Source organism: Micromonospora trifolii (assembly GCF_050516465.1).
Lineage (GTDB): Bacteria > Actinomycetota > Actinomycetes > Mycobacteriales > Micromonosporaceae > Micromonospora > Micromonospora trifolii.
Genome location: NZ_CP191526.1, coordinates 6,969,246 through 6,984,161, shown reverse-complemented (window position 1 = coordinate 6,984,161; position 14,916 = coordinate 6,969,246). Strand labels below are relative to the sequence as shown.

Here is a 14,916-nt window from a genome sequence, read left to right as displayed (position 1 = left end):
GGGAAACCTTTCGGGGAGTCGACGCACACGACGGCGGCCCCTCGTCCAGCCGGACGGGGGGTGCACGACAACAAGCCTAGCCCCGTCGACCGACAGCCACCCCCTTCCGCCCAGGTCCGCGCCGCGCGCGTCACCCCGCGTCCCCGGCGATCTTGGGATCGAGCGCTGCCGCTGCCAGGGATCTTGACCGCCACCGGCAGGCATGGTCGGGTTTCGGTATGGGTGAGCAGTGGCGGGCACAGTTCGACGCGGAGGTGAGCTTCGCCAACGGCGGCGGGCTGCGTACCGAGGGATTCCGGCTGGACATTCCCGGTCAGGAGATCACCGACGACGACCTGGCGGCGTTGTTCGTCCGGCACCTCGGGCTGCTGATGGTCGCCGACGTACGGATCAGCGCCAAAACGATCATCGAGGAGCCGCACAAGGGCGGCCGGGGTGTCGCGGTCGACGAATCCGGCGCCGATCGTCGGCTGGTCGAGCTGAGCCACGTGATCAGCGATGGGATGACCACCCTGCCGGGTTGGCCTGGCCCCCGGATCACCGACTGGCTGACCTTCGAGGCATCCCGCGAGCGGTACGCCCCGGGCACCGAGTTCCACGTGGGCCGAATCGACATGATCGCCAATACCGGCACGTACCTGGACACGCCCGCCCACCGCTGGGCCGGCCGGGACGACCTGACCGGGGTGTCGCTGGACCGTCTCGCCGACCTACCGGGGGTGGTGGTCCGGGTGCCGGCCGACATCCGCGCTGTGGACCGGCTGATGCTTGCCCCGTACGAGGTGGCCGGCCGGGCGGTGTTGCTGCACACCGGGTGGGACGCGCACTTCGGCACCGAGCGGTACGGCGCGCCGGAAGCGCCGTACCTGACCGGGGACGCCGCCCAGGCGCTGGCCGACGCGGGGGCGGCCCTGGTCGGCATCGACTCGATCAACATCGACGACATGAGCTCGATGGCCGCCGGCGTACGCTCCGCACACAGCACGCTGCTCGCCGCCGGCATCCCGATCGTCGAGCACCTGACCGGCCTGGACGCGTTGCCGCCGAGCGGGTTCCGGTTCACCGCGGCCCCGCCGATGGTGGCCGGCATGGGCACCTTTCCGGTTCGCGCCTTCGCCGTCGTCGACGCCTGACGCCATCCGCGACGCCGTCGACGCACGGCCGGCCTCCGTAGCGATCCCGCCAGCCGCCCGGCCGACTGGTTCGGCCCGGCTGCCCACAAAGCGGACCATAGGCTACAGACGTGGACAAAGAATCGCACGGCACAGCTCGCGACTGGGCGCCGCGCAGCATCGGACTGCTCCTCGGCACCCTCGTGCTGGCCACGGCGTTCATCGCGGCCTACGTCGGCGCGTTGCACCAGCCCACACCCCGCGACCTGCCGATCGGCGTCGTCTCCGGCGACCAACGCGCCCAGGCGACGCTCGACGCCGTGCGCGGCCAGACCACCATCCTCAAACCCGTCGGGTACGACGACCCCGCCGCCGCCGAGCACGGACTGCTCAGCCGCGCGGTGTACGCAGTACTCAGCACCGGACCCGACAACGGCCTGCTCCTGACCGTGGCGAGCGCCTCCGGCCCCTCCGCCACCAGCGCGATCAAGGAGGTCCTCGGCACCGCCACCGGCCGCACCGGCACCCCGTTGCAGATCGTCGACAAGGTGCCGGTCACCTCGGCCGACCCGCGCGGGGTGGTGCCCTTCTACCTGAACGTCGGGTACGTGCTCGGCGGCTACCTCGCCTCGACCGTGCTCGGGATATCCGCCGGCACCACCCCGCGTACGGCGCGACGGGCCGGACTGCGCATCGCCGCCCTGGCGGTCTACAGCGTGCTGCTCGGCATCGCCGGCGCGGTGGTGGTCGGACCCGTCCTGGACATCTGGCACCACGACGTTCCGACGATCGCCGCCATCGGCGCGCTGGCAGTCTTCGCCGCCGCCATGTTCGCCAGCGCCATCCAGGGCTGGCTCGGCGTCGCGGGCACCGCGCTGGTCATCCTGCTGCTGGTGGTGCTCGGCAACCCGGGCTCCGGCGGCATCTACGCGCCCGAGTTCCTGCCCGGGGTGCTGCGCGGCATGCACCGCTGGAACATCCCCGGGCTCGCCAACGACCTGACCAAGGCCGCTGTGTACTTCGACTGGCGGTCGGCCGGCTGGCCGGCTGCCGCCCTCGGGATCTGGGCTGTGCTCGGCGGGCTCGGGTTGATCAGCGCGAGCCTGGTCCGGGGTCGCCGGGCCGCACCCTCCGGCCCCGGGACGACCCGCTCCCGCCCCTCGCCGGACCGCGACGGTGGTTGAGATCACCCCGGAAAACACCCTCCCGGAGGCAGTGGATCACCAGGGGGTCCTCCAGACATCCCCTGCGCGCGGATACCATCCAGTAAGTCGGACAGCGCTGTCCTTCGTATCCACGCAAGGGAGCGCATCGTGACCGACCAGCACGACCATGACGGCCCCGACGCCGCACTGCGCGCCGACATTCGCCGACTCGGCACCCTGCTCGGCCAGACCCTGGCCCGCCAGGAGGGTCGCCCGCTGCTCGACCTCGTCGAGGAGATCCGCGCCCAGGTCCGCTCCGACGCCCCGGCGGCCGCCCAGCGCCTCGGCGGGCTCGACGTGACCACCGGCACCAAGCTGGCCCGCGCCTTCTCCACCTACTTCCACCTGGCCAACATCACCGAGCAGGTGCACCGGGCGCGGGATCTGCGCCGCCGCCGCGCGGTGCAGGGCGGCTGGCTGGACCAGGCCGCCAAGATGATCGCCGAGCGCGGGGTGCCGGCCGAGGAGATCGCCAACGCGGCTCGCCGGCTGGCGGTGCGACCGGTCTTCACCGCGCACCCGACCGAGGCGGCCCGCCGCTCGATCCTGTCCAAGCTGCGCGCGATCGCCGACGAGTTGGACACCGAGACCGCCAACGCGATCCTCTACGGCGCCAGCGACGAGGGCCCGGCCAACCGTCGGCTGGCCGAGTTGCTGGACCTGATGTGGCAGACCGACGAGCTGCGGCTCGACCGGCCGGACCCGACCGACGAGGCCCGCAACGCGATCTACTACCTGCGCGACCTGTACGCCGAGGCCGCACCACAGGTGCTCGACGACCTGGCCGACACGTTGCGCACGCTCGGCGTGGAGACCTCACCGACGGCCCGGCCGCTGAGCTTCGGCACCTGGATCGGCGGTGACCGCGACGGCAACCCGTTCGTCACCCCGGCCGTCACCCGCGAGGTGCTGACCATCCAGCACGAGCACGGCATCGCGGCCACCGAGAAGGCGATGGACCACCTGATCAACGAGGTGTCGGTGTCCCGCCGACTGCGCGGGGTGTCCCTGGACCTCTCCGCCAGCCTCGCCGCCGACCTGGACGCGCTGCCCGAGGTGGCGCAGCGCTTCCGCCGGGTCAACGCGGAGGAGCCGTACCGGCTCAAGGCGCGCTGCGTGAAGGCGAAGCTCGCCAACACCCGGCTGCGGTTGCGCCAGGGCACCGCGCACGTACCCGGCCGGGACTACCGGGGCTCCGCCGAGCTGATCGCCGACCTGGACCTGCTGCGCGCCTCGCTGGCCCGCAACTCCGGGCAGCTCACCGCGGTCGGCCGGCTGGCCTCCACCATCCGTACGGTCTCCGCGTTCGGCCTGCACCTGGCCACCATGGACGTCCGGGAGCATGCCGAGGCGCACCACGCGGTGCTCGCGCAGCTCTACGAGGCGGTCGGCGAGGTCTCCGACTACCCGGCGCTGACCCGGCTGGAACGCACCAAGCTGCTCGCCGACGAGCTGACCGGCCGCCGCCCGCTGTCGACAGTGGACACGTCGCTGTCCGAGCCGGCCCGCAAGACGTTCGACGTGTTCGGGACCATCCGGGAGGCACAGGACCGGTTCGGCGCCGAGGTGATCGAGTCGTACATCATCTCGATGACCCTGGGCGTCGACGACGTGCTGGCCGCCGTGGTGCTGGCCCGCGAGGCCGGCCTGGTGGACGTGCACAGCGGACGGGCCCGGGTCGGGTTCGTGCCGCTCCTGGAGACCCCGGCCGAGCTGAACTCAGGCGGCGAACTCCTCGACGAGCTGCTGTCGCTGCCCGCGTACCGGGCGCTGGTGACGGCCCGGGGTGACGTGCAGGAGGTCATGCTCGGCTACTCCGACTCGAACAAGGAAGCGGGGATCACCACCAGCCAGTGGTCGATCCACCGGGCGCAGCGCGCGCTGCGTGACGTGGCCGCCCGGCACGGTGTGCACCTGCGGCTCTTCCACGGCCGGGGCGGCACGGTCGGGCGCGGCGGCGGCCCGACGCACGAGGCGATCCTGGCGCAGCCGTACGGCACCATGGACGGCGCGATCAAGGTGACCGAGCAGGGAGAGGTGATCTCCGACAAGTACACCCTGCCCTCGCTGGCCCGGGAGAACCTGGAGCTCACCCTCGCCGCGGTGCTCCAGGCGACCCTGCTGCACACCGCACCCCGGCAGCCGGCCGAGATGTTGGAGCGCTGGGACGCGACGATGGACGTGGTCTCCGAGTCGGCGTTCCGGTCCTACCGGTCGCTCGTCGAAGACCCGGACCTGCCCGCTTACTTCTGGGCGTCCACCCCCACCGAGCTGCTCGGCGCGCTGAACATCGGCTCCCGGCCGGCGAAGCGCCCGAACACCGGCGCCGGGCTGTCCGGGCTGCGGGCCATCCCGTGGGTGTTCGGTTGGACGCAGACCCGGCAGATCGTGCCGGGCTGGTTCGGCGTCGGCTCCGGGCTGGCCGCCGCCCGCGAGGCGGGGCTGGCGGACGTACTGGCCGAGATGCACCGCAACTGGCACTTCTTCCGCACGTTCCTGTCGAACGTCGAGATGATGCTGACCAAGACCGACCTGAGCATCGCCCGCCGGTACGTCGAGACGCTGGTGCCGAAGAAGCTGCACCCGATCTTCGAGCAGATCGAGCAGGAGTACGAGCTGACCAAGCGGGAGGTGCTGGCGGTGACCGCCTCACCGGCCCTGCTGGAGAACTCGCCGGTGCTCCAGCGCACCCTGGCCGTCCGCGACACCTACCTGGAGCCGCTGCACCATCTCCAGGTGGCGCTGCTGCGGCAGTACCGGGAGTCGGGCGCCGCCGGGCGGGCGATCGCCACCGCCCCGGGCGGCCGACGCGCGCCGAGCGACGGCACCGCCCTGGAACGCGCGCTGCTCACCACGGTGAACGGCATCGCCGCCGGAATGCGCAACACTGGCTGATCAACAGGTACGAGAACGGGCCCCGGTCGCTGTGACCGGGGCCCGTTTCGTAACAGGTCTGAACGACGGTCAGAAGTCGCCGCCGCCGAAGTCGCCGCCGCCGAAGTCGCCGCCGCCGAAGTCGCCGCCGCCACCGAAGTCGCCCCCGCCGAAGTCCCCACCGGCGTAGTCGCCGCCGCCGACGTCCCCACCCTGGTCGCCGCCGCCGAAGTCGCCGCCCTGGTCACCGCCGTCGCCGCCCTGGTCGACACCGTCACCGAAGCCCTCCTGGTAGCCGGCGTCGTAGCCGTACCCCGGGTCGGCGAAGGCGGGCGAGAAGAGCGCGTCGGCGATCAGGATGCCGCCGAGCACACCCGCGCCGGCACCCAGCGCCGTCTTCCACCAGGGCGTCGAATACCAGCCGGCGGGCACCGGTCGACCCTGATACCGCCCACCGGGGTAGTAGTAGGGCGTTTCCCGGCCCGGTTGCGGCCCGGCCCGGAAGGTCTGCCCCTGCACGTCGACCTCACGCTCCTTGGTGAGCTGCCCCACGCCGCGGGCGGCGGCCAGGGTCGGCACCTCGGGACCCGGATCGATGCCCAGCGCCGTGCGCGCCGCCCGGATGTACGCCAGACCCTCCAGCGCGGTCTCCCGGGCCAGCCCGAACTGGTGCGGCGTGGACGCCTGCTCCAGCTGGGAGCCCGCCGCGTTGTACCGCTCACCGGCGTCGGCCAGCGCCTGGCGTACCGCTGGTTCCTCGCCGTGCAGGTTCATCAACTGGCCGCCGAGGCGCTCGTACCACCGCTGCGCCTCCGCGCGGGCGTCGCCGAGCTCGGTACGCCGACGGGCATTGGCCTGAGCGCGGATGAGCGCGGCGGCGCCCAGCGCGCCGACCAGCACAACGGCGAGGCAGAGCACAAGTTCCATGTCATCGAACGTACCCCCGGGTCGCACGTCGTATCCGTCTGGCAAGCTCCGGTGATGGACGTCTCGACCCTGCTCCTGGTGATCGTGTGCCTCGGTGCCGGCGGGGCGGTGGGCTGGCTCGCGGCCCGGTCCCGGTCGGCGGCCGACATCGCCCGCCTGGATGCCACCCTGGCCGCCACCCGGGAGGGTGAGGGTCGGCTGGAGCAGTCCATGCGGGCGTTGAGCTACGAGGCCACCGCGCAGTCCCAGGAGGCGGTGGCCCGGGCGGTCGCGCCGCTGCACGACACCCTGCGCCGCTACGAGCAGCGGGTGGCCGAGTTGGAGCACGACCGCGTCGACGCGTACGCCGAGCTGCGTGAGCAGGTCCGCTCGATGAACGCGGTCTCCGGTGAGCTGCGCACCGAGACCAAGCAGTTGGTGGCGGCGCTGCGCGCACCGCAGGTGCGGGGCCGCTGGGGCGAGCACCAGCTGCGCCGGATCGTCGAGGCTGCCGGCATGCTGGAGCACTGCGACTTCTCCGAGCAGGTCACCGCCGCCACCGACCAGCAGGTCGTCCGACCGGATCTGGTGGTCCGCCTGCACGGCGGTCGCTCGGTGGTGGTGGACGCCAAGGCACCGTTCGACGCGTACCTGACAGCCATGGAGGCCCGCGACGAGCGCGGCCGGGACACCCACCTCGACGCGCACGCGCGGCACCTGCGCGGGCACGTCGACGCCCTGGCCGCCAAGTCGTACTGGTCGGCGTTCGACAACTCACCCGAGTTCGTGGTGCTGTTCGTCCCCGCCGACCCGTTCCTCGACGTCGCGCTCCAGCGAGACCCGACGCTGCTGGAGCACGCCTTCACCCGCAACGTGGTGCTCGCCACGCCGGCCACGCTGGTCGCCCTGCTCCGCACGGTCGCCTACTCCTGGCGGCAGGAGGCGCTGGCCCGCAACGCGCTCGCCGTGCACACCCTCGCCCGCGAGCTGTACGGTCGGCTCTCCACCCTGGGCGACCACGTGGGCAAGCTCGGGTCCTCGCTGGCCGGTGCGGTGACCGCCTACAACCGGGCGGTCGGCTCGCTGGAGGCCCGGGTGCTGGTCAGCGCCCGCAAGCTCGCCGAGTTGGGCGTCTCGGACGACGAGTTGGCCACGCCGGCCCAGGTCGAGTTGACGCCCCGGCAGCCGCAGGCACCCGAGCTGGCCGATCCGGTCGATCCGGCCCGCGCCGAGGTCTCGACCCGCCCGCCAATCATGTGACAGTGCGTATACCCGCATGTCACGAACTGGTCACAAGGGACTGACCAGTAGTGACAGTGCTCGTCGATACCACGAAAGATTCTGCTCACCCGAGCGCCCTTCTCTGAAGGGCCCTGTTCTCTGGAGGTAAAGAGAACGTGAGCAGACTCCGAAACCTGAGCCGGCGCACCTCAGCCGCGCTCTTCGCGTCGGTCCTGGCGGCGAGCGCCATGACGACCATGGGTGGTGCCGCCACCGCGGCCGCCGCTCCCGCCACCACACCGGACGCTTCCCCGGCCACCGCCGCCGAGACGCTGGGCGCCCACGACGCCAAACTGCTCAGCGAGGCCCGCGCCAAGAAGGCCCCGACCGTCACGTTGATCGTCGCCACCGAGAAGGGTGAGGCAGGGGACGTCGCCGACAGCCTCACCAAGCTCGGCGGCACCGTCAGCCAGCGGCAGGACCGGGTCGGCTTCGTGCTGGCCAAGGTCCCGACCGACCGGGTCCTCAAGGCGGCACGGCTGCCCGGCGTCTCGGCCGTCGACCTGGACGAGGTCATCCAACTGCCGGACCCGGCCCCGGAGCGCACTCCCGCCGGCGCCGCCGGCGCACGGCAGGCCGCCGTCGGGGCGCCGGGAGAGACCACCCCGGCCGACAACCCCTACATGCCGACGAACGAGACCGGCGCGGTGGCGTTCACCGCGGCCCACCCCGCGTGGGACGGCCGGGGCGTCACGATCGGCATCATGGACTCCGGTGTGGACCTGGCCCACCCGGCGTTGCAGCAGACCACCACCGGCGAGCGCAAGATCGTCGACTGGGTCACCGCGACCGATCCGCTGGAGGACGGCACGTGGCGGCGGATGCAGGCCGAGGTGGCCGGCCCGTCGTTCACCATCGCCGGCGGCACCTGGACGGCACCGGCCGGCGCGTACCGGTTCAACCTGTTCAGCGAGTCGGTCACCACCGCGAGCGACGCCCGGGGTGACGTCAACCGCGACGGCGACACGACCGACACCTGGGGTGTGCTCTTCGACGCGGCCACCAACAACATCCGGGTGGACGCCAACCAGAACCTCAACTTCACCGACGACCCGGTCATGCGGCCGTACAAGGAGAAGTACGACATCGGCTACTTCGGCACCGACAACCAGGCCACGCCGGTCGCCGAGCGGCAGCCCTTCGTCGTCGAGTTCCGCAAGAACGTGAACACCACGCCGATCGGGCTGCCGGGCACCTACGACTACGTCAACATCGGCATCGTCGAGAGCACCCACGGCACCCACGTCGCCGGCATCACCGCCGCCAACGACATGCTCGGCAACGGGGCCTTCGACGGTGCCGCGCCCGGCGCCAAGCTGGTCTCCGCCCGCGCCTGCTCGTGGGGCGGCGGCTGCACCGCTGCGGCCCTCACCACCGGCATGATCGACCTGGTGGCCAACCGTGGCGTCGACATCGTCAACATGTCAATCGGTGGCCTTCCGGGCCTGAACGACGGCAACAACGCGCGGACGAACCTCTACAACGAACTGATCGAGACGTACGGCGTGCAGTTGGTCATCTCGGCCGGCAACTCCGGCCCGGGCCTCAACACCGTCGGCGACCCGTCCGTCGCCAGCAACGTGATCAGCGTTGCCGCCAACATCAGCAAGGACACCTGGCTGGCCAACTACGGCTCGGTCGTCAAGAAGAAGAACGCCCTGTTCAACTTCTCCTCCCGTGGCCCGCGCGAGGACGGCGGCTTCAAGCCGAACATCGCCGCCCCCGGCTCGGCCATCTCCACCGCGCCGACCTGGCAGCTCGGCGCCCCGGTCCCCGAGGCCGGATACGCGCTGCCCCCGGGCTACGCGATGCTGAACGGCACCTCGATGGCGTCTCCGCAGACCGCCGGCGCCGGCGCGTTGCTGCTGTCGGCCGCCAAGGCCACCGACCGGGGCGTCAGCCCGGCGGCGTTGCGGCGGGCGCTGTTCAGCTCCGCCAAGCCGATCGCGGACGTGCCGACGTACGCGCAGGGCTACGGCATGGTCAACGTTCCGGGTGCCTGGCAGCTGCTGCGCCAGGGCGTCGAAACCAGGTCGTACGTCTCCGACGCGCCGGTCTGCAGCCCTCTCGCGGAGCAGCTGACCATCTGGAACGGTGTGAAGTTCGTGCCGAACCCGGGTCGGGGCACCGGCGTCTACAACCGCTGCACCTCGGCCGAGGGCGGCCACAAGGTCGGCCAGAGCAGGACCTACCCGGTCAAGCTGACCCGCACCAGCGGCCCGGCCGGCACCATCAAGCACGACATCACGCTCCAGGGCAACGACGGCACCTTCAAGGCGCCGAAGACCGTCGCGTTGCCGCTCAACAAGGCCGTCACCATCAGCGTCACCGCCAAGCCGGCCACCGAGGGCGCGCACGGCGCGATCGTGCGGATCGACGATCCGGCCACCAACGTGGTCGACTTCGAGGTGTCCACAGTGGTGGTGGCCTCGAACGACGTGAAGAAGCCCAACTTCTCGTACGCCAACGAGGGCTCGGTCGACCGGAACGGCTTCACGTCGTACTTCGTCACGGTGCCGGAGGGCGCCAAGGCCCTCCAGGTGAACCTCTCCGGGATCGGCACCGGTTCGCAGACCCGGTTCATCGCGATCAACCCGTTGGGTGTGCCGGTGGAGGCCACCACCAGCACCGTCTGCTACACCAACTTCTCCGACGTCAACGTCTGCAAGCCGCAGGAGCGTGACTACCAGAACCCGCTTCCCGGGGTCTGGGAGATCGAGGTGGAGTCGCGGCGGACGTCCCCGGCGCTGAACAACCCGTTCAAGCTCCAGGCGCGGGTGCAGGGTCTGACGGTCGAGCCGGCGCTGGTCGAGCTGCCCAGTGTCGAGGCCGGCGAGCCGACCCCGGTGAGCTGGAACGTCACCAACGCCTTCGGCCCGGTCTCGGTCAGCGGCCGCAGTGGCGCGCTGACCGGTGTGCGTACCGAGCGTCCGACCATCACCGAGGGCGGCCCCAACCAGGAGTGGACCGTCGAGATCCCGGCGGGCACGTCGACGTTCACCGCCCGGATCGGCAACCCCGCCAACGCGGGCGCCGACCTGGACCTGTTCGTCTACCGGGGCACCACCGAGGTCGGTCGGGCCGCGGACGGCGACTCGGAGGAGGCGGTCACGCTGACCAACCCGCCCGCCGGCACCTACCGCGTCGTGGTGGAGCCGTACGGGGTCGACGGGCCGGGGACCAGCACCGCCTACGACTACTACGACGCGTTCGCGTCCGCGTCGCTGGGCACGATCACCGCTCCGGCCGTCGCGGTGCCGCTGATGCACGGCGAGTCGGCCACCATCACCGGCACGGTGACCGCGGTGGCCGTTCCGGCCGACGGGCGTCAACTCTCCGGTGAACTGGCGATCGTCACCACCGAGGGTGCGATCGTGGGTCGCGGCAACGTGACCATCGGTGCCGTGAACTGATCCGCTCGTAACACCGGCAGGAGCCCGTCCCCACGTTCGGGGGCGGGCTCCCGCGTGTCAGGGGTGAACGGTCAGGACCGGTGGGCGGCCGTGACGACGAACGGGGTGCCCTGCTGGCAGGTGGTCATCATGCCGGGCTCCACCCGACCGGTGACCTCGACCCGCGCGCCCGGCGTCAGCACGTCACGCGGGCCGCCGAGCAGCAGGTAACCGTCGAGCAGTACGCAACCGGGCTCCACGCCGCCCTGGAGGGTGCCGCTCAGGGTGGTGGCCCCGACGCCTGGCGGCGTGCTCGGGCCGCCCGGCTTCGGAGTCTTCACCCCGGATGGCGCGGTGGGGGTGCCGGTCGCCGGTGGGGCGGTCGGGTCGGGCGTGGGCGTGGGCTGGCTGGTCACCGGCTGCGCTCCCGTCGGTGTCGGGGTGGGTGTGCCGCCCCCGACACCCTGGCCGCCGCAGGCGCTCAGCGCCACGCAGACGGCCAGCGCGGGAACGGCGAGCCGAAGAGTCCTCATGCCGAATCTGACGTACGCCGACCCGAGTTCGTTCCCGCGCCTCAGCCGCGCGCCGCGGCGGCCTTCATGTCCCGCCTCAGCTCCTGCGGGAGCGAGAACGTGAGCCGCTCGTTGGCGGTGGTGATCTCCTCGACGTCGGCGAAGCCGCGGGCGGCGAGGTGGACCAGCACCTCCTGGACCAGGTCGTCCGGGACGCTCGCGCCCGAGGTCAGGCCGACCGTGGTGGCCCCTTCCAGCCAGGCGTCGTCGATCTCGTGCGCGAAGTCGACCAGGTGACCGGCGCGGGCGCCGGCGTCCAGGGCGACCTCGACCAGGCGAACCGAGTTGGAGGAGTTCGTCGAGCCGACCACGATCACCACGTCACAGTCGGCGGCGATCTCCTTGACCACGTGCTGCCGGTTGGAGGTGGCGTAGCAGATGTCGTCGCTGGGCGGGGACTGCAACAGCGGCAGCCGCTGCTTGAGCCGGGCCACCGTCTCCAGCGTCTCGTCGACCGAGAGCGTGGTCTGGGAGAGCCAGACCACCTTCTCCGGATCACGTACGGTGATCTTGTCAGCGCCGTCCGGGCCGTCCACCAGCTGGATGTGCGCGGGGGCCTCACCGGCGGTGCCGATGACCTCTTCGTGCCCCTCGTGGCCGATGAGCAGGATGTCGTAGTCCTCGGCCGCGAAGCGCCGCGCCTCGTGGTGCACCTTGGTGACCAGCGGACAGGTCGCGTCGATCGCCTTCAGCGAACGCGCCTTGGCCTGCTCGTAGACCTCCGGCGCCACACCGTGCGCGGAGAAGATGACGGTGGCGCCCTCCGGCACCTCCTCGTTCTCTTCCACGAAGATCGCGCCCTGGGCCTCCAGGGTCTGCACCACGTGCTTGTTGTGCACGATCTGCTTGCGCACGTAGATCGGGGCGCCGTAGAGCTTCAGCGCCTCCTCCACAGTCTGCACCGCGCGGTCGACACCCGCGCAGTAGCCGCGGGGCTTGGCCAGGAGCACGCGCTTGCCGGTCCGGTGAGTCGCCTGAGCCTCAGTCACCACCCCATCGTACGTGCCACCCCTCCACCCGCCACCGGGCCGCAACCCACCCCCAACCCCCGGTGATCAAGAGGTTTGCGTCAGAAACGCGCCCAGCGCCGACGCAAACCTCTTGATCACCGGGGAGGTCCGTAGGGTGGGCGGGTGAGCGAGGGTGGGCGGGTGGGAAGCGGCGGAAGCGGCGGAAGCGGCGGCGGAAGCGGCGGCGGGGCCAGCAGCGCTGAGGAGCCTTGGCCGGTACGGGTGGTCAGCCAGAAGGTGGGGGCCTGGATCGCCAAGCTGGGCTGGGTGTGGGTGGACGGGCAGGTGGCGCAGATCAGCCGCCGCCCCGGAGCCAGCACTGTCTTCCTCACCCTGCGTGACCCGTCGGCCGACCTGAGCCTGACCGTCACCACCAACCGGGACGTCCTGGACACCGGCGCGCCGGAGCTACGTGAGGGCGCCCGTGTGGTGCTGCACGCCAAGCCGGAGTTCTACGCCGCCCGGGGCACGCTGAGCCTGCGGGCCGACGAGATTCGCCAGGTGGGGCTCGGGGAGCTGCTGGCCCGACTGGAGAAGCTCAAGAAGCTGCTCGCCGCCGAAGGGCTCTTCGACCGCGCCCGCAAGCGTCGGCTGCCGTTCCTGCCCGGCCGGATCGGGCTCATCACCGGTCGCGCGTCGGCGGCGGAGCGGGACGTGCTGACCAATGCCCGTCGGCGCTGGCCGGCGGTGGAGTTCCGGACGGTCAACGTGGCCGTGCAGGGCCCGTCCGCGGTGCCACAGATCGTCGACGCGCTCAAGGTGCTGGACGCCGACCCGAGCATCGACGTGATCATCATCGCCCGGGGTGGCGGCGGCATCGAGGACCTGCTGCCCTTCTCCGACGAGGCGCTCTGCCGGGCGGTGTTCGGCTGTCGTACCCCGGTGGTCAGCGCGATCGGCCACGAGACGGACGCGCCGCTGATCGACTACGTCGCCGACGTCCGCGCCTCCACCCCGACCGACGCGGCGAAGCGGGTCGTCCCCGACCTCACCGAGGAGGTACGCCTCATCGGTCAGGCCCGGCACCGCCTCGAACGGGCGGTGCGCAACCTGGTCGACCGGGAGACGCACCGGCTCGACGGGCTGCGTTCCCGGCCGGTGCTGGCCCGGCCCCAGGTGATGGTGGAGCATCGGGCGACCGAGCTGACCGCGTTGCGTCAGCGGGCCGGCCGCTGCCTGGAGCATCGACTCGCCGCGGCCGAGGATGACCTGCGGCACACCCTCGCGCGGCTGCGCGCCCTCTCCCCCGCCGCCACCCTCGACCGGGGGTACGCGATCGTGCAGCGCGCGGACGGCCACGTGGTCCGCGCGGCGGCGGAGGTCGGCAAGGGCGACCCGCTGCGGGTACGACTGGCCGACGGCGAGCTGGCCGCCACGGTCGATGGCTGAGTGGCGACGCGGCGCGGCGGGGAGTGGTGTGCTGAGATGAACGCGATGACTGACGACACGAAGGCCGGGCCGGACGAACGGCTCAGTTACGAGCAGGCCCGCGCCGAGCTGGCCTCGGTGGTGGAGCGGCTGGAGGCCGGCGGCACGTCCCTGGAGGAGTCGCTGGCGCTCTGGGAGCGCGGCGAGGCGCTGGCGGTGATCTGTCAACGCTGGCTGGATGGTGCGCGGGCGCGGATCGACGCCGCCCGGCAGGAGCCCGCTTCCTGACCGACCGCCGGTGGGGCGGCCGAAGCCGCCCCACCCGGGTACGTCAGTTGAACAGGCTGTACAGCTCGGCCGGCGCCTCGACGACCTGGCCCGCCGGCGGCTTCTGCGCTGCGGTGGCGGCACCGTAGTCGGAGTAGGTCATCTTGATCTCCTGGGCGGCGGTCTGCCCGGCGGCCGGCAACTGCAGCACCAGCTCGCTGAGCCGGCCCTGCGGATCCACCTTCGCGGTGAACGGGACGGTCTTCGCCTGGGTGCCCAGCGCGGCGATCGTGGCGGCGTTCAGCGAGCCCGCCTCGGCGGCCTTGGTGACGTCGATGGTGCCGGCGTACGCGCCGGTGCCGGTGCTGCGGACCTCGGTGATGCCCTGGGTGAGCACCGCGCTACCGGCCGGGTCGACCTTCTCGAAGTCGAAGCCGAGGTTGCGGTTGCCCTTGATCCGGTTCTGGTCGAGGTGCTGGTACTTGCCGAGGTTGAGCTGCTTGATGGCGGGCAGGCTGTCGGCGGTGGGGCCGGTCAACTCCAGCTTGACCCAGCTGTCCGGCTTGAAGTGGACCACGTCGAGCTTCATCGCCAGGTCGGACGAGGGGCCACCGATCGCGATCTTCATCGCCGCGCTCTGGCTCGGCTGGTGCACCAGCCCCTCCGCCGTCGAGCCGGCGCCGGCCAGGGTGAACCGGAAGTTCCCGTTGCTGATCTCCTTGGTGGAGTCGAGCAGGGCCTGCTTGGCGTCGCCCGCCACCGGGGCTCCGGACGGGCTCGCCGTGCCGGACGCGCTCACCGTCGGGGATGGCGTCGATCCGGCGGTGCCGGTTCCGCTGGCGCAGGCGGCCAGTGCGGGCGTGATCAGAGCGGCGGCTACCAGGCCGGCGCCGAGTCGTCGAACAGTCATACGTGTCTCCCAAGGGGGT

General features: G+C 71.7%; 11 protein-coding genes. 7 read left to right on the top strand and 4 right to left on the bottom strand.

The genetic code is table 11. From position 1 onward, the window contains the following. Positions 1–218: 218 nt before the first annotated feature. From ACQRWP_RS32605 to ppc, 3 genes are all read left to right on the top strand, one after another. Complete coding sequence (locus ACQRWP_RS32605; protein WP_430499982.1) at positions 219–1,133, top strand: cyclase family protein; 915 nt, start codon at positions 219–221, stop codon at positions 1,131–1,133. 110 nt (positions 1,134–1,243) lie between these two features. Beyond that, on the top strand, positions 1,244–2,296 hold the full coding sequence (locus ACQRWP_RS32600; protein ID WP_430499981.1) for a hypothetical protein: 1,053 nt from the start codon (positions 1,244–1,246) through the stop codon (positions 2,294–2,296). Positions 2,297–2,425: 129 nt separating this feature from the next. Next, entirely contained in the window at positions 2,426–5,212 is a 2,787-nt protein-coding gene (gene ppc, locus ACQRWP_RS32595) for a phosphoenolpyruvate carboxylase (RefSeq protein ID WP_112581942.1), read from the top strand. 69 nt (positions 5,213–5,281) lie between these two features. On the opposite strand, the gene ACQRWP_RS32590 is transcribed toward ppc, so the two are convergent. Then, positions 5,282–6,118: a hypothetical protein gene (locus ACQRWP_RS32590; RefSeq protein WP_430499980.1), complete on the bottom strand. Its 837-nt coding sequence runs from the start codon at positions 6,116–6,118 to the stop codon at positions 5,282–5,284. Positions 6,119–6,172: 54 nt separating this feature from the next. On the opposite strand from ACQRWP_RS32590, the gene ACQRWP_RS32585 reads away from it, so the two are divergent. Both ACQRWP_RS32585 and ACQRWP_RS32580 read left to right on the top strand, forming a co-directional pair. Then, positions 6,173–7,357 carry a DNA recombination protein RmuC gene (locus ACQRWP_RS32585; protein ID WP_430499979.1) on the top strand — a complete coding sequence of 395 codons (1,185 nt, stop codon included), beginning with the start codon at positions 6,173–6,175 and terminating at the stop codon, positions 7,355–7,357. Positions 7,358–7,494: 137 nt separating this feature from the next. Beyond that, complete coding sequence (locus tag ACQRWP_RS32580) at positions 7,495–10,791, top strand: S8 family serine peptidase (protein ID WP_430499978.1); 3,297 nt, start codon at positions 7,495–7,497, stop codon at positions 10,789–10,791. A gap of 71 nt (positions 10,792–10,862) precedes the next feature. On the opposite strand, the gene ACQRWP_RS32575 is transcribed toward ACQRWP_RS32580, so the two are convergent. Both ACQRWP_RS32575 and ACQRWP_RS32570 read right to left on the bottom strand, forming a co-directional pair. Beyond that, on the bottom strand, positions 10,863–11,303 hold the full coding sequence (locus ACQRWP_RS32575; protein ID WP_430499977.1) for a hypothetical protein: 441 nt from the start codon (positions 11,301–11,303) through the stop codon (positions 10,863–10,865). A 41-nt stretch (positions 11,304–11,344) separates the two neighbouring features. After that, positions 11,345–12,331, bottom strand: coding sequence for a 4-hydroxy-3-methylbut-2-enyl diphosphate reductase (locus tag ACQRWP_RS32570; protein WP_238679730.1), 987 nt, complete (start codon positions 12,329–12,331; stop codon positions 11,345–11,347). Positions 12,332–12,493: 162 nt separating this feature from the next. Here ACQRWP_RS32570 and xseA point away from each other — a divergent pair, with 162 nt between their 5' ends. Both xseA and ACQRWP_RS32560 read left to right on the top strand, forming a co-directional pair. Beyond that, on the top strand, positions 12,494–13,741 hold the full coding sequence (gene xseA, locus ACQRWP_RS32565; RefSeq protein ID WP_430503362.1) for an exodeoxyribonuclease VII large subunit: 1,248 nt from the start codon (positions 12,494–12,496) through the stop codon (positions 13,739–13,741). A gap of 45 nt (positions 13,742–13,786) precedes the next feature. Next, entirely contained in the window at positions 13,787–14,008 is a 222-nt protein-coding gene (locus tag ACQRWP_RS32560; RefSeq protein WP_030328827.1) for an exodeoxyribonuclease VII small subunit, read from the top strand. Positions 14,009–14,051: 43 nt separating this feature from the next. Here ACQRWP_RS32560 and ACQRWP_RS32555 read toward each other — a convergent pair whose 3' ends face one another. Beyond that, entirely contained in the window at positions 14,052–14,897 is an 846-nt protein-coding gene (locus ACQRWP_RS32555) for a hypothetical protein (protein ID WP_430499976.1), read from the bottom strand. Between the last annotated feature and the right edge of the window lie 19 nt (positions 14,898–14,916).

Bases quoted from the DNA above. Each gene is read 5' to 3' on its own strand.
- ACQRWP_RS32585 (WP_430499979.1), top strand. From the start codon at position 6,173: ATGGACGTCTCGACCCTGCTCCTGGTGATCGTGTGCCTCGGTGCCGGC.
- ACQRWP_RS32555 (WP_430499976.1), bottom strand. From the start codon at position 14,897: ATGACTGTTCGACGACTCGGCGCCGGCCTGGTAGCCGCCGCTCTGATC.
- ACQRWP_RS32575 (WP_430499977.1), bottom strand. From the start codon at position 11,303: ATGAGGACTCTTCGGCTCGCCGTTCCCGCGCTGGCCGTCTGCGTGGCG.
- ACQRWP_RS32590 (WP_430499980.1), bottom strand. From the start codon at position 6,118: ATGGAACTTGTGCTCTGCCTCGCCGTTGTGCTGGTCGGCGCGCTGGGC.
- ACQRWP_RS32605 (WP_430499982.1), top strand. From the start codon at position 219: ATGGGTGAGCAGTGGCGGGCACAGTTCGACGCGGAGGTGAGCTTCGCC.
- ACQRWP_RS32560 (WP_030328827.1), top strand. From the start codon at position 13,787: ATGACTGACGACACGAAGGCCGGGCCGGACGAACGGCTCAGTTACGAG.